At 54.1% G+C, this 13,076-nt stretch carries 10 protein-coding genes and 1 pseudogene; 3 read left to right on the top strand and 8 right to left on the bottom strand.

From position 1 onward, the window contains the following. From ACOSYY_RS01880 to ACOSYY_RS01870, 3 genes are all read left to right on the top strand, one after another. Positions 1-1,063, top strand: a 1,063-nt coding sequence (locus ACOSYY_RS01880; RefSeq protein ID WP_421660570.1) for an SPASM domain-containing protein, incomplete at its 5' end; no start/stop codon positions are given. A gap of 95 nt (positions 1,064-1,158) precedes the next feature. Beyond that, positions 1,159-1,668 carry a hypothetical protein gene (locus tag ACOSYY_RS01875; protein WP_421660569.1) on the top strand — a complete coding sequence of 170 codons (510 nt, stop codon included), beginning with the start codon at positions 1,159-1,161 and terminating at the stop codon, positions 1,666-1,668. 216 nt (positions 1,669-1,884) lie between these two features. Next, entirely contained in the window at positions 1,885-2,547 is a 663-nt protein-coding gene (locus ACOSYY_RS01870; RefSeq protein ID WP_421660568.1) for a response regulator, read from the top strand. Between the two features lie 46 nt (positions 2,548-2,593). On the opposite strand, the gene ACOSYY_RS01865 is transcribed toward ACOSYY_RS01870, so the two are convergent. The 8 genes and pseudogenes from ACOSYY_RS01865 to ACOSYY_RS01830 all read right to left on the bottom strand — a co-directional run. Then, positions 2,594-3,352, bottom strand: a complete 759-nt coding sequence (locus tag ACOSYY_RS01865; RefSeq protein WP_421660567.1) for a phytanoyl-CoA dioxygenase family protein — start codon at positions 3,350-3,352, stop codon at positions 2,594-2,596. 114 nt (positions 3,353-3,466) lie between these two features. Next, positions 3,467-4,174, bottom strand: coding sequence for a LolA family protein (locus tag ACOSYY_RS01860; protein WP_421660566.1), 708 nt, complete (start codon positions 4,172-4,174; stop codon positions 3,467-3,469). Then, positions 4,171-6,594: an FtsK/SpoIIIE family DNA translocase gene (locus tag ACOSYY_RS01855; RefSeq protein WP_421660565.1), complete on the bottom strand. Its 2,424-nt coding sequence runs from the start codon at positions 6,592-6,594 to the stop codon at positions 4,171-4,173. The genes ACOSYY_RS01860 and ACOSYY_RS01855 overlap by 4 nt, the downstream gene beginning before the upstream one ends. Positions 6,595-6,689: 95 nt before the next feature. Next, positions 6,690-7,364: a phosphate signaling complex protein PhoU gene (phoU, locus tag ACOSYY_RS01850; protein ID WP_421660564.1), complete on the bottom strand. Its 675-nt coding sequence runs from the start codon at positions 7,362-7,364 to the stop codon at positions 6,690-6,692. Positions 7,365-7,368: 4 nt separating this feature from the next. Further along, a pseudogene (pstB, locus tag ACOSYY_RS01845) lies at positions 7,369-8,112 on the bottom strand (phosphate ABC transporter ATP-binding protein PstB); the annotation flags it as partial. A 115-nt stretch (positions 8,113-8,227) separates the two neighbouring features. Next, positions 8,228-9,643: a phosphate ABC transporter permease PstA gene (gene pstA, locus ACOSYY_RS01840; protein ID WP_421660563.1), complete on the bottom strand. Its 1,416-nt coding sequence runs from the start codon at positions 9,641-9,643 to the stop codon at positions 8,228-8,230. A gap of 91 nt (positions 9,644-9,734) precedes the next feature. After that, positions 9,735-12,056 carry an ABC transporter permease subunit gene (locus ACOSYY_RS01835; protein ID WP_421660562.1) on the bottom strand — a complete coding sequence of 774 codons (2,322 nt, stop codon included), beginning with the start codon at positions 12,054-12,056 and terminating at the stop codon, positions 9,735-9,737. A 107-nt stretch (positions 12,057-12,163) separates the two neighbouring features. Beyond that, positions 12,164-13,076, bottom strand: a 913-nt coding sequence (locus tag ACOSYY_RS01830; protein WP_421660561.1) for a PstS family phosphate ABC transporter substrate-binding protein, incomplete at its 5' end; no start/stop codon positions are given.

Genomic DNA, 13,076 nt, shown 5'->3' with positions numbered 1-13,076 from the left:
CGTGAGACCTGACATCCTCGACATCGCTCGTTACGCGGTTAAACTCGGCTTTATGGTGGTCTTTGGGACAAACGGGATGCTGATCAATGACCAACTGGCCAAGACTCTTGTCGAGATCGGTGTGATGGGCGTGGGCATCAGTATTGATTCCTTGCAGGCATCCAAGCACGACGCCTTTCGTGGAGTACCGGGGGCCTGGGAAGTGGCGGTCGCCGGCATTGAAGCTAGCAAGCGAAATGGCCTCCAATTCCAGGTGCATTTCAGCGCTCAGCCGATGAACTATACGGAACTGCCTGAGGTTGTCGACTGGGCGCACCGACTCGGCGCCCGCGTATTGAATGTGTTCTTTATGGTTTGCACCGGACGTGGTGAAGAGCTGACGGATATCACCCCCGCTCAGTATGAAGAGGTACTTGGATACCTCATTGAGTGCCAGGATAATTACAAAGGCATGCTGGTCAGGGCCCGTTGCGCTCCGCACTTCAAACGATTGGCCTATGAAAAGGATCCCAATTCTCCGATCACCAAAGCCACAGGATACATGGGAGGCGGGTGCCTTGCAGGCACCAATTACGCCCGAGTGACGCCGAACGGCGAGTTGACACCTTGTCCCTACATGCCGCTATCGGCGGGGAATCTCCGCCAACAGAGCTTCGTCGATCTCTGGGAACGATCCGATGTCTTCAATTCATTCCGCTATCCTCAGCTCAAAGGAAAGTGCGGCGACTGCGAATATAGCGACATCTGCGGTGGTTGCCGCGCCCGTCCTTATGTCGATCACGGCGACTGGCTGGACGAAGATCAGTGGTGCCTCTACACCCCGAAAGGTGGCGAGAAGATCAAGGTGGCCTTCAATGTTTCGGAAGAGACCGATGTCACATGGGACGAAGCGTCTGCGCTGAGATTGAGCCGTATCCCTTACTTCTTACGCGCCATGGTCAAAAAAGGCGTGGAGAAACACGCTCGAGAAAACAACGTGCAGCTCATCACCGTCGAATTGATGGAGGAACTTCGCAAGAAGCGATTCGGCAATGATGCACCGGTTTTCAAATTTGAACGTTAACCGTTCATCGTCAATCGTATCAATCGGAGGCATGTTCCACTGTTCAGTTTCTCTCGATTCACGCTGAACGGTTCGCGATTAACGGGTCTTAGGATATGGATACCCTTCAGAGCATTACGACCGATCTCAACATCCTCATTCCGATCGTCAATCACTGGTTTCATCTGCTCTCGGCAATCATTTGGATCGGAGGCTTGGCGTTCCTCGTCATGGCGGTCACGCCGGGGTTACAGCAGGCCGTTCCAAAGAATCAAATCAAGCCCATCACGGATATTTTTTACCGGCACTATAAGAAGGTCGCCGGCATGTTGTTGGTCGTCCTCCTCTTCACCGGCGGCGTGAACCTTCACTACGTTAATCAAGTCATTACTTCTCAAACAGGTACAGGCATACAGCACCATTCCAAATACCTCATGGTCTTCATGATCAAACTTCTCCTCGTGCTGGGCCTCCTCACGCTGTTCCTCTATACGGTCATTTTCAAGTCAGACGATGAGGCCGATGAGGGAGAGTCGTATGAAGCCATCCCCTTCCAACGCGCCGCCCTCTGGATGGGCTTCTTCATCGTCCTCTGCGCCGCTGCCATGAAACATCTGCATCAATAGTCTTGCAGGGACCTTGAGATAGGCCTCGAGACAGTTCCGCTGTATCAGTTCGATACAGTCTCGGACGCAAACAAATCCTTGCTTTCGTTATATTCGATTCAATTCAACTACATCGAGCCTCGTCCACTATTACCCATCATGGCATGGACATTGCTTGATGTATCAACAAGAGCCTGAGCATTTATTTCGTTTAGGACCCACTGAATAAGATGGAGCATGATGGTATGGAACTGGCGGTTACTCATGTTGTGGGAAGTTTCCCCCTCCCTACCAGGTGATGTCCTCTTGGGATCATGTCCATCCAGAACAGCACCGTTGCAGCTCGTCGTTGCAACCGGTGTTGTTCCTCATTTGGGAAGAGGCGCAGCCCGACCTGATGACGCTCATATCGATACCGTGAAACCGAGTTGGCCGATTCAGGCAACCTTCTCTTCCCTGGATGGTGAGACACATCGTCCGCAGCGCGCGTTAGATCCGGCTCAAGAACTGGGTCCCAATACGAATCCCAAGATCGATCTGAGAACGACGCGTTCCGTATTGGTTGTCGAGGATGATCCCGATATCACAATGGCGTTGCACGACTTGCTGGAATTCGAAGGATTCCATGTGGACTGTGTACAGACCTGTCGTCAGGCTTTCTCATGCATAGAGCAGAATATTTACAATGCAGTCCTCCTTGATCTCGAATTGCCGGACGGAGATGGCTGCTCGATTTTGGAGAAACTCCAAGTTTCTCATCCTTCACTCCCCGTGATCATCTTAACGGCTTCAAATAGGGATCTGGGGCCTCTGCGGCCATATGCTCGCTTGGCCAAACCGTGGAAGAGAGAAGAGTTATGCGGGATACTTCACCGGGCGATCGGCACGTCGTCGTCTTGAGGGTGAGGTGAATCGGAACCGGCGATAAAGTCGAAGCGAATTTTCATCACTTCGATCGGTTCAAGCCCAGCGCCCGCTTAAAGACCGTTGCGAAGCCGAAATAGCCGAAGGAATCTTTGAGGTTTGAATAAAGCCGCTTGACCGTGCCCATCTCCGGATTGGTGACGTACTCCATCGTGAGCGCAATCCGCTCTTCACCTTCTCCAAGAGGCGTGACCGCATGCCAGAGCTTGTCACCGTTGAAAATCACCATATCGCCTGGTTCGGTGATCAGCTCAAGATGGCGCGGCTGCTTGGTGGGGTGGTCCTTGAAAAGCTCGCACACCAACTTGCACTGGGTTGACCGATCAACAAGACCCATCAAGATCGTGTAGCGAGCACCCTTATAGTATGACGTATCGTAGTGAAACCCAATGTGATCTCCCGGTTCGGTGTAGTAGTAGAGGGCGCAGGAATGAGGATCGTTGTCCGGACAGAACATCAACTTCGCTCCCACGAGCCGGTCCAGGAACGTCCGGAACGACTCAGAGCGGTAGAGGTCAAGAAACCTGGGAGCCTTTTCTCGCACGGTATAATAACTGACGCTCCCACCTTTCTTGTGGCCGGGAATGTAGTTCCGATTGAGGTCCGCTTTCACGCCATGCGCCTGTGGAACGAACACTTCGGCGACGAACGCACGGGATAAGAATTGTCTGATCACCAGGAACTCATTTTGCTCCCAATACTCTTTGTGAAGTCGGTCGAAATCCAACCCTGCTACCGCTTGATCAACGGCTTCAACCACGGTTCCCGTTTCGGCTGTCATGTCCACATCACTCCATAAGCCTAGTCAACTGTCATTCGTTAGGCATTGTGAGGCATTCTCTCTTCTGCCACAGTTTACAACGTGACCCTTCACAGATGCGCGCTCGTCTGGAGGCTAGGGCCCGTTCAACACCGGAGCCCTGACGACTTCCGCATCCGACGGCGTCTTAAAGTCGAACACCTCATTACCTAGTCCTAGGTTTGGTTCCAAGTTCGAAAATTCAAAGACGGTGACGTTGCCGCTGATCTCATGGAGTGACACCGTGCGGATAAAGTAGGTTTTAGGAAAGACCCCGACGATGATTTTCTGAAGATTTTGGGTGGATTCCTGCGCTTTGACTTTAGGAATCAGTGTAATAAGCGGAGTACCCCCGATTCCCCGATCTTTTCCGGCGGTAGGTTCAATCTCAAACGACTCATCCAGTTTGGCCGCCCCCTGCAACAGTTCCAATGGCGCTTTGGATGCAGCCATCTGCGTCAGTTTCCCGACCAGAACCTGCTTATGTTCGGGAACGTACACCCTCACATCGTCCTGGTTCACATAGATTTGTTCGGTGGCTGGATCCAAATAGTCCCACCGTAAACGGCCTGGCTTTTTGATATACACCTTGCCGGCAGATGTCACAGGCCGCTCAAACCCCTCAATCTTGGTTTTCTGAGAAAAGTCGGCCTGCATATCCTTCGTTTTCTCGTATCGCGCTTGCAGTTGTTTGACGGTTTCGCGGACTTCCCGTAACGCCTTTTCATCAATCGGCCCATCAGCCGCCCAGGCGGGCAAAATGAGCAGGATACTCAATGGAGTGGCAAGCCACCAACGCATCATGCCTCCGCCGCGCCGACCGGGCCGCGCCGACCAAGCACCTCTCGACGCCCATCACGTCCTGCCGCGCCCACGATACCTTCCGATTCCATCTGTTCGATCATGCGCGCCGCACGAGGATAACCGACTCGCAGCCGCCGCTGAATCAACGAAGCTGAAGCTTGTCCGGTCGACAGCACCAGGTCCTTGGCCTGCTCGTACACTTCATCTTTTGCCTCTTCTTCCGCCGCCTCTTCCAACTTGAGCGACTGCAGTTCTTGATTATAGATGGGAGACGCTTGCTTTTTTACATACTCCACCACCGAGCGGACGTCGTCGTCCGATACAAAGGATCCGTGCAGACGCGCAAGGCGGCCGGTGCCGGAGGCCAGGTACAGCATATCGCCTCGGCCGAGTAGAGCTTCCGCCCCGTTCGCATCGAGAATGGTTCGTGAGTCGGTCTTCGAAGATACTTGGAACGCGATCCGTGCCGGAAAATTCGCTTTGATCAAGCCGGTCAGCACATCGACGGATGGGCGTTGAGTGGCCAGCACCAGATGAATGCCGGAAGCCCGTGCCATCTGTGCGAGTCGCGCGATCTTGTCCTCCACATCCTTTGGAGCAACCATCATCAGATCCGCCAACTCGTCGATCATGACGACGATAAAAGGCAACGGTTCCGGCGGCGTCGGTTTCGGCTGCATGCAACCACGCTCGCCCTCGGCGATCGATGTTTCACCGGCAGAGAGCCGCTCTTCTTCTGAGAGAAACCGCATCGGAAGCTCTGTCTGCTCGACGCCCGCTGGATTGCTTTCGGCAAGCATCTCATGCAGACCGGCGACTTTTCGATTGTACGCATCGATATTCCGCACGCCGGCCTCAGCCAGCAGCTTGTACCGCCGCTCCATTTCAGCAACGACCCACCCCAGGCCTCTCGCGGCGGATTTTGGCTCCGTAATAACCGGTCGCAACAGATGGGGAATGCCCTCATACGATTGAAACTCGAGCATCTTGGGGTCGATAAGCAAGAGTTTCACTTCACTCGGCTTGGCGGAAAAGAGGAGACTGAGCAACATCGTATTCAAACTGACGCTCTTCCCGGCACCGGTCGCACCGGCTACCAAGAGATGCGGCATCGTCTTCAGATCGGCCGTCATCGGGGCACCGAAGATATCCTTGCCCAACGCCAGTGTCAGTCGAGATTTTGCTCGGCGAAAGGCATCGCTCATGACGACCTCTTTCAGCGAGACCGTCTCTCGCGACCGGTTCGGCACCTCGATCCCGACCACCGATTTCCCCGGCAACGGCGCCACGATCCGTAAACTCGTCGCCTTGAGCGCCAACGCAAGGTCATCAGCCAAATTCACAATGCGGGCCACTTTCGTGCCGGGCGCAGGCTCAAATTCGTACATCGTCACGACAGGACCTGGCCTCACTTCCGTCACAATGCCATCAATGCCGAAACTCATCAATGCCCGTGACAAGACCTCGGACTGTGCTTTTAACTCTTCATCCGACATCCGATCCATCGGTCCGGAGGGATCGCTTAACAACACCTCCGGGTCAGGCAGCAGATAGTCCCCGGGCTCAGCCGTCGGAACAACCGCTTCCGGCTCAGTCGTTTGTGTCTCCAGTGTTGGGGTTGTAACAGGGAATGGCTGGATGACTGGCGTCCGTGGTGTCGAGGTCGGCTCCGACTCCTCGATCCGTTCAGCAACTGACTCATCCTCCAGAATGACATCGGTTGACCTCGATGACCTAGCCCGTGACCGTCGAGTGCTGGTTTCCTTTTGAACTTCAATCGATCGCTCTGGCATCACCGCGGCCACTCCTTCACGGAGAGTGGCCCAACGTTCCGGCATCCGACGCACAGCTTCAGCCAATGACAGCGGCGTTGTTAGGAGGAGAGACACAAGAAATCCCGCAATAATCAGAATATGGGCCCCGGTTCCGGCAAAGACGGCACGGAGTCCCTCGGCGATGGTCTGGCCGACGACGCCACCGGCCATCCCTCGGGAAATCATCCCGCTGGTCAGCGTCGGAATCCCCACCGTTTCAAGATGCAGGAAGGCACTCAAAAAGAAGACTGCGGCGAGGGAACTGGCGGCTGTTCGCAGCCTGAGGCTCACCGGGACCTGAGAGAAACAGCGGAATCCCAACCGTCCCAGCAGCACGGGAAAGAGATAGGCCGCTCCACCGATGCCATAAAAAAAAGCGCCGGCCAACAGAGCGCCGAATGAACCGATCAGATTTCGAGGCGGGTTGGTACCCGATGCACCGTCCGCCACGATTTCCGCCTCCCCGGGCACGAATGACAGAAGGCTCAAAAGCATGAGCAAGCTCAGCGCGATCAAGATGACGCCGATCACTTCGCGCTGAATATGTGGAGAGGGAGGCGCGGCACGGCGGGTTTCTCTCCGCTTCGCCGAGGTGGTGGCACCCATGCGGTGGATGCTAACACAGGGAGAGGGTCATTTCAAACAAACGGGCATTCATGCTTCTGGTCATATGCACGCCCCGGAAGGGATGAATCAGGGTGTTAAGACGGAACCGTGGGTGAGGTGTGTCGAATAATCTTGCCTTCCACCAGGTAGACCACCAGCTCGGCGATGTTGGTCGCATGGTCGGCCACTCGCTCTAGAGACTTTGCGATAAAGCTCAATCGAATAGCGCGGGAAATCGTGTGTGGGTTTTCCATCATAAACGAGAGCAGCTCTCTGAACAATTGTTCCATCAAATCATCGACGAAATCATCATCTACGATTACTTTTCTAGCCAACTTGGCATCCTCTTTGACGAAGGCATCAATACTTTCCTTCACCATCACCCGCGCGAGGCTCCCCATCCTTGGAATGTCGATATAAGGTTTGAGCTGGGGCTCTTCGTTCAATTCAATTGCGCGCTCGCAGATACTCTCGGCTAGGTCGCTGATGCGCTCGAGCTCGGTGGAAAGCTTCATCGCTGTCGTTACCAAGCGCAAGTCATGTGCAGCGGGCTGATGGAGCGCCAGCAACTCGATACAGGCCTCGTCGATTTCCACGTCCATTGCGTTGACTTTGTGGTCCCGTTCGATTACTCGGCAAGCCAGAGCGGCGTCGCGTGTAATCAGAGACGCCAAAGCCTTGTCGATCTGATCTTCGGCAAGACCGGCCATTTGCAGTAACTTCCCTTTTAATTCCGCAAGTTCGTCGTCGAAATGTCGTTGTTGAACCATCGTGTCACCCGAATCGTCCAGTGATGTAGTCTTCCGTCTGCTTCTTCGAAGGATTCGTAAACAGCTGTTTCGTGAGGCCGAATTCGATCAATTGCCCGAGGTACATGAACGCCGTGCAATCCGACACCCGCGCGGCTTGCTGCATGTTGTGCGTCACAATGACGACGGTCAACTCCTTCTTCAGGGAAAACAGCAATTCTTCGATAATCCCGGTGGCGATCGGGTCGAGCGCAGAGCAGGGTTCATCCATCAGGAGGACGTCCGGCTTGACGGCGAGAGCTCGTGCAATGCAGAGCCGCTGCTGCTGACCTCCCGACAAACCGAGTGCGCTCTTGTGAAGTCGATCCTTCACTTCCTCCCAAAGGCCCGCCCCTCGGAGACTTCTTTCGACGATCTCTTCCAACATTGTCCGGTTCTTCAATCCTTGCAACCGCGGGCCGTATGCCACATTTTCATGGATTGATTTCGGGAAGGGGTTGGATTTTTGAAAGACCATTCCTACTCGTTTTCGAAGGTCCGTGATGTCGATCATGGGATTGAAAATATCCACGTTATCAATAAGGATATTCCCCTCATGTCGAGCTCCCTCGATGAGATCATTAAGGCGGTTCATGCAGCGTAGTAATGTGGATTTCCCGCACCCGGACGGCCCAATGAACGCCGTCACTTGGTTTTCGGGAATATCCATGTCGATTTTAAACAGGGCTTGGACCGGTCCATAATAGAAGTTAAAGCCCTGTATCCGGAGCTTTGGTTTCCCCGAAGGACTGGCCTGAGGCTGCAGGCTAGAATCATGATAATCCATGCTCTCCATCTCCAATGAGGAAACAGCCGGTGGCAGGGTTGGAATACTGGACTTCACGTCATACTGCTGATCCAGCATATTTCCTCCTCATTCGATTTCGCAAAACGACACCCGTGAGATTAAGTGTCACGACGACAAGAATTAACACCAATGTGGTTACATAGACCATGGGTTTGGCCGCCTCGACGTTCGGCGATTGAAATCCCACATCGTAAATATGAAAGCCCAGGTGCATGAACTTTCTGTCCAAATGCAGGAAAGGCCAGGTCCCATCGATCGGCATGGCGGGAGCCAATTTCACCACACCTGTCAGCATCAACGGAGCGACCTCTCCGGCGGCGCGAGCCATGGCAAGGATCAGGCCGGTCAGAATGCCAGGAAGTGCCGTGGGAAGCACCACTTGCCATATTGTTTCCCACTTGGTCGCGCCCAAACCAATCGACCCTTCCCGGTATTCTCGCGGCACGGCTGCCAGTCCCTCCTCCGTTGCGACAATGACGACGGGAACGGTCAAAAGCGCCAATGTGAGTGAGGCCCATAAGATGCCACCTGTGCCGAATGTCGGGGTCGGCAGCCGATCGGGAAACCACAGGGCATCGATCGTACCGCCGACGCCATAAACGAAGAACCCCAAACCAAACACGCCGAAGACGATCGAGGGCACGCCGGCGAGATTATTGACGGCAATACGAACCGTTCGCACGATGACCCCCTGGCGAGCATATTCCCTCAGGTATAAAGCCCCGATCACGCCGAAGGGAGTCACGACGAAGCTCATGATGATCACCATCATGACCGTACCAAAAATTGCCGGGAAGATTCCTCCTTCTGTATTGGCTTCGCGTGGCTCAGCCGTCAGCACCATCCAAACGTTGCCGATATACACCCAGAGCTTTTCCAAAGTCGAAAGGTCGTTGGGGCGCAAGACCCGCAAGATTTGACCCACTCCAATGGACTTTTCTTTGCCATTGGCATCGGCGACGAGCAGCGTGTATGGACTCTCCGCCTCACTCGATTCTGCCTGGCGAAGGAGAGCCGGGAGAGATCTCCAGACCGCTTCTCCGCCCTCGATGACTGGTTGATCTTCCTTGACGAGCGTCCGGAGACGACCATAAAAATTGCCCCACTCGCGCCGTTCCACCATCACGAGATCGGCCGGTGCGGCTCGTTCGACGATTTGGTCGGTGTCGATCCACCGATAGTCAAGCCCGTATACATCACGATTGCCGATCTTCATCCGTATTCGGGGAATTCCTTTCGGACTCACTTCTTCGCCTGCCAACTGCCCGATTAGGTGTTTTCCATCCTTCAGGGACAATTCGACGAGGTCAGACGGCCAGAAATATCCAAACCCATTGATGAGGATGAGCAGCAGAAGTCCGGCGATCATGAGCAACGAAAGAGAAAGCCCCGCCCCACAGGCCCAAATGAAAAGCTCTCCACTTGCCATGAATTGCCTGACCCACTTTTTCATTGAATCTCTCTTCTCCGGGAGAGCCGTATCTGACGCACGACAATAGGTCCTCAATCAGGTCCGGAACCTGGGTTTACGAAAACTCGTTTGTCTAGAATTGACTATATTTCTCCCTGAGCCGCTGTCGAATCAGTTCCGCGACCGTGTTAAGCAGAAAAGTCGCCACAAAGAGAAGCAGCGCCGCAAGAAAGAGCGTCCGATACAGGGTTCCCCCATGCGGCGCTTCAGGAATTTCGACCGCGATATTCGCGGAGAGTGTTCGAAAACCGTTGAAAATACTCCAGTCCATAATGGGTGTATTACCGGTCGCCATCAGGACGATCATGGTCTCTCCCACCGCCCGACCCAGCCCGATCATCAATGCCGAGAAGATGCCCGGACTGGCAGAGATAAGGACGAGATACACCAGCGTCTGCCAGCGCGTGGCGCCAAGCGCCAAGGAGCCGGCGATGAGATTCTTAGGAACATTTGTCAGAGCCTCTTCCGAGATACTGTAAATGATGGGAATGATGGCGAACCCCATGGCGACACCGACAACGATGGCATTCCGCTGGTCATAATTTAGGCCCAGATGGGTCTGAAGCCACGACTTATAGTGACCATCGAATAAGAAGGATTCCCACCAGGCATTCGTCGCCAGGCACCCCCAGACAACGGCAATGATGACCGGCATCATGAGTAATGCCTCGACACCAGGCCGGATTCGATGCCGAAGGGAGGTTGGCACCATCACATACAGCAGGGCAGCAATGAGGATGGCCAACGGAATCACCAGCATCATCCCAGTCATCGCCGGAAAATTCCGCTCCAGAACCGGGGCAAACCAAAGTCCGGCCAGAAATCCGAGGACCACCGTGGGTAATGCCGCCATGATTTCAATCGTCGGCTTGATTTTGGCTCGATAATCAGGATGCATGAACATGGCGGTGTAGATCGCGGCTAATATAGCCAACGGCACCGCTAGAAGCACAGCATAGAAGGTGCCTTTAATCGTCCCAAAGATGAGCGGCGTCAAGCTAAACTTGGCCTCAAAGTCGTCTGAGCCGCTTGAGGACTGCCACACCAGTTTCGGTTGTTCATAGCCCTCATACATCACTGGCAAAAACAACGTCGCTAAGGTGATTTCAGGATAGGGATTCGCAATATGGTAATGGATCAGTCGATTGTCCTCGGTTAGGCTCACCAAGCCGTCGGCCTTCGGAGAAAAATAGGTATTTCGAAGCGCTCCCTGCTGTGGAGTGAGAACAAGCAACGTTTGTTCAGAAGTCGAATGGTGGAGCCGGATTCCTCCTCCAGTATCGGCGGTGATAAATCCTTTATCACGTTGTGAAATAGTGATGTCGGTGACGGCGCTCTTGTGAGAAGCGAACCGATGGATAGCCATCATGCGGGTCAGATTGGTTCCCGGATGCTCCCGGACCGGCGTCCATACAGAAACCTGTCCCGAGGCGGTGCCAACCACGACGCTCCGGTCCCCCATCAAGTAGGCAAGCGCCGTTACGGCCTTGTCCTTTTCGGAAACCTGGACCGTCTCTGCTAGAGTAGGATGTGCCGCTTCCCGAATATCGAACTGATATAATTTTCCCTCTTCTGTTCCGACCAAAAGAATGTCGGCACGACTCGCGAGCGTGAACGCCGTCACACGATCCGGGATGCTGGACGTCAGATCGACCTGTGTAGCGGAAGCAGCGATGGTTCCATCGGGGAGGGAGACGGTTCGGTTTGTCGTCAGCCAGAGATGCTGGTCTTGGAGCAGGGCGGCCATCCGCACCTCCGAGTCCGTGCTCTGATAGGCCAACTCAGTGATTGGTTGCGGAGTCGGCGTAGCAGCAATCGGAGTTCCGATCCTAACAGATGGAGCGATTGAGCGTTCGCTGCCTTGGAAGTCCTGCGTAAACTCTATCGCCACCGGAATGATACGTCCGTCTTCCGTCCCCATGGCAAGATTGTGCCCCTTCCCCAACGCCCGTGCTAACGCCGTGACAGATCCATCCGGCAACAAACCCCGTGAAGGTATACGTGATATAGCCGCTGGGCCTTCCCCTATGAAGACAAACTCCAATGAATCCCCGCGCAATACATAGGCGAGCTCTTGATATTCGTCTACGCCAATGAGAGCTGCGGTCGCTGGACGCTCAAGGGGAGAAAGAGAAATCGGTTCGGTCGGTGTCACCTGGGTCGGAAGAAAGAGCGGGATGACTTCCTTAACGAGGAAGGCACACATTCCAAGAATGCACAGGATAATGCTGATGCCACCAGTCTTGATAATGAAGCTGGCGATCCCGTCAGCAATTGATCTGATCTGGCGCCGAGTGAACATTCCCTCTACAAAAGCCGCGGTCGGTGTTGAACCCTGATTTCGGGAGGGCTCTCCTTGAAGCACTGGTATTGGAGTAAGCGGCGGCACGCTCATACTCTAACCTTAAGATTGTCACTCCACCGTTCCAGTCTTGCACGTCTCACGCGATCATGATCCCTCTTGGTTAGAGACCTACCCGTATCCGACACCCGAATTGAACACTATTCGACCTTTACCAATTCCTTTTCGATCACAGACTGCGGGAGCGGAAAGAACCCATCCTTGATGACTATGGATTGCCCCTCTTTGCTATAAATAAACTTAATGAATTCCTTCACGAGCGGATCAAGCGGCTTGTTCGGCGCTTTGTTGACGTAGATCAACAGATGCCGCCAAAGGGGATATGACCCATTCATGGCATTCGTCTGTGTAGGGGCGACAAAGGGTGTACCTTCTTTTTCCGCCAGTGGAAGAACTCGCACGCCGGATGTTACATAACCGATACCACTGTAACCGATACCTGCTTGATCCTCCGTGATACCTTGCACTACGGATGCAGAGCCCGGCTGCTCTTTGACCTCGTCCTTGTAGTCGCCATTTTTGAGCGCATACTCTTTAAAAAATCCATACGTGCCGGAAGCAGAGTTACGGCCATATATACTGATCGGAGAAGCCCCCACTTCGTCTGTGATACCAAGTTGACCCCATCGTTCCATGTTTTCCGGAGCGCCACGTCGGCGCGTCTTGGAAAAGATCGCATCGACCTGCGTCATGGTGAGTCCTTGAACTGAGTTATCTTTGTTGACATAGACGGCAAGTGCGTCAATGGCGACAGGAAATGCGGCGGGCTTATATCTGAACTTTCTTTCAAAGGCATCGATCTCGGTGTTTTTCATCGCCCGAGACATCGGCCCCAATTGGGCTGTCCCCTCGATTAGAGCAGGAGGTGCGGTGCTTGATCCCTTGCCTTCGATTTGAATTTTGACAGTCGGGTATTGCTTGCGAAATCCTTCGGCCCAGAGCGTCATGAGATTGTTGAGCGTGTCCGAACCGATGCTGTTGAGGTTGCCGGTTACCCCGCTGACTTTGACGTAACCTTTCAGGGCTTGGTCCAGGACGATTGCGTCATCGGCA

The organism is Nitrospira sp. BLG_2, assembly GCF_049222245.1.
Note: the sequence above shows the minus strand (reverse complement) of the source record. Positions and strands in the feature narration are given on the sequence as shown.

What these genes read in the sequence shown, in the direction of transcription:
- ACOSYY_RS01875 (WP_421660569.1), top strand. Translation starts at nt 1,159, where the DNA reads ATGGATACCCTTCAGAGCATTACGACCGATCTCAACATCCTCATTCCG.
- ACOSYY_RS01870 (WP_421660568.1), top strand. Translation starts at nt 1,885, where the DNA reads ATGATGGTATGGAACTGGCGGTTACTCATGTTGTGGGAAGTTTCCCCC.
- ACOSYY_RS01865 (WP_421660567.1), bottom strand. Translation starts at nt 3,352, where the DNA reads ATGACAGCCGAAACGGGAACCGTGGTTGAAGCCGTTGATCAAGCGGTA.
- ACOSYY_RS01860 (WP_421660566.1), bottom strand. Translation starts at nt 4,174, where the DNA reads ATGATGCGTTGGTGGCTTGCCACTCCATTGAGTATCCTGCTCATTTTG.
- ACOSYY_RS01855 (WP_421660565.1), bottom strand. Translation starts at nt 6,594, where the DNA reads ATGGGTGCCACCACCTCGGCGAAGCGGAGAGAAACCCGCCGTGCCGCG.
- phoU (WP_421660564.1), bottom strand. Translation starts at nt 7,364, where the DNA reads ATGGTTCAACAACGACATTTCGACGACGAACTTGCGGAATTAAAAGGG.
- pstA (WP_421660563.1), bottom strand. Translation starts at nt 9,643, where the DNA reads ATGAAAAAGTGGGTCAGGCAATTCATGGCAAGTGGAGAGCTTTTCATT.
- ACOSYY_RS01835 (WP_421660562.1), bottom strand. Translation starts at nt 12,056, where the DNA reads ATGAGCGTGCCGCCGCTTACTCCAATACCAGTGCTTCAAGGAGAGCCC.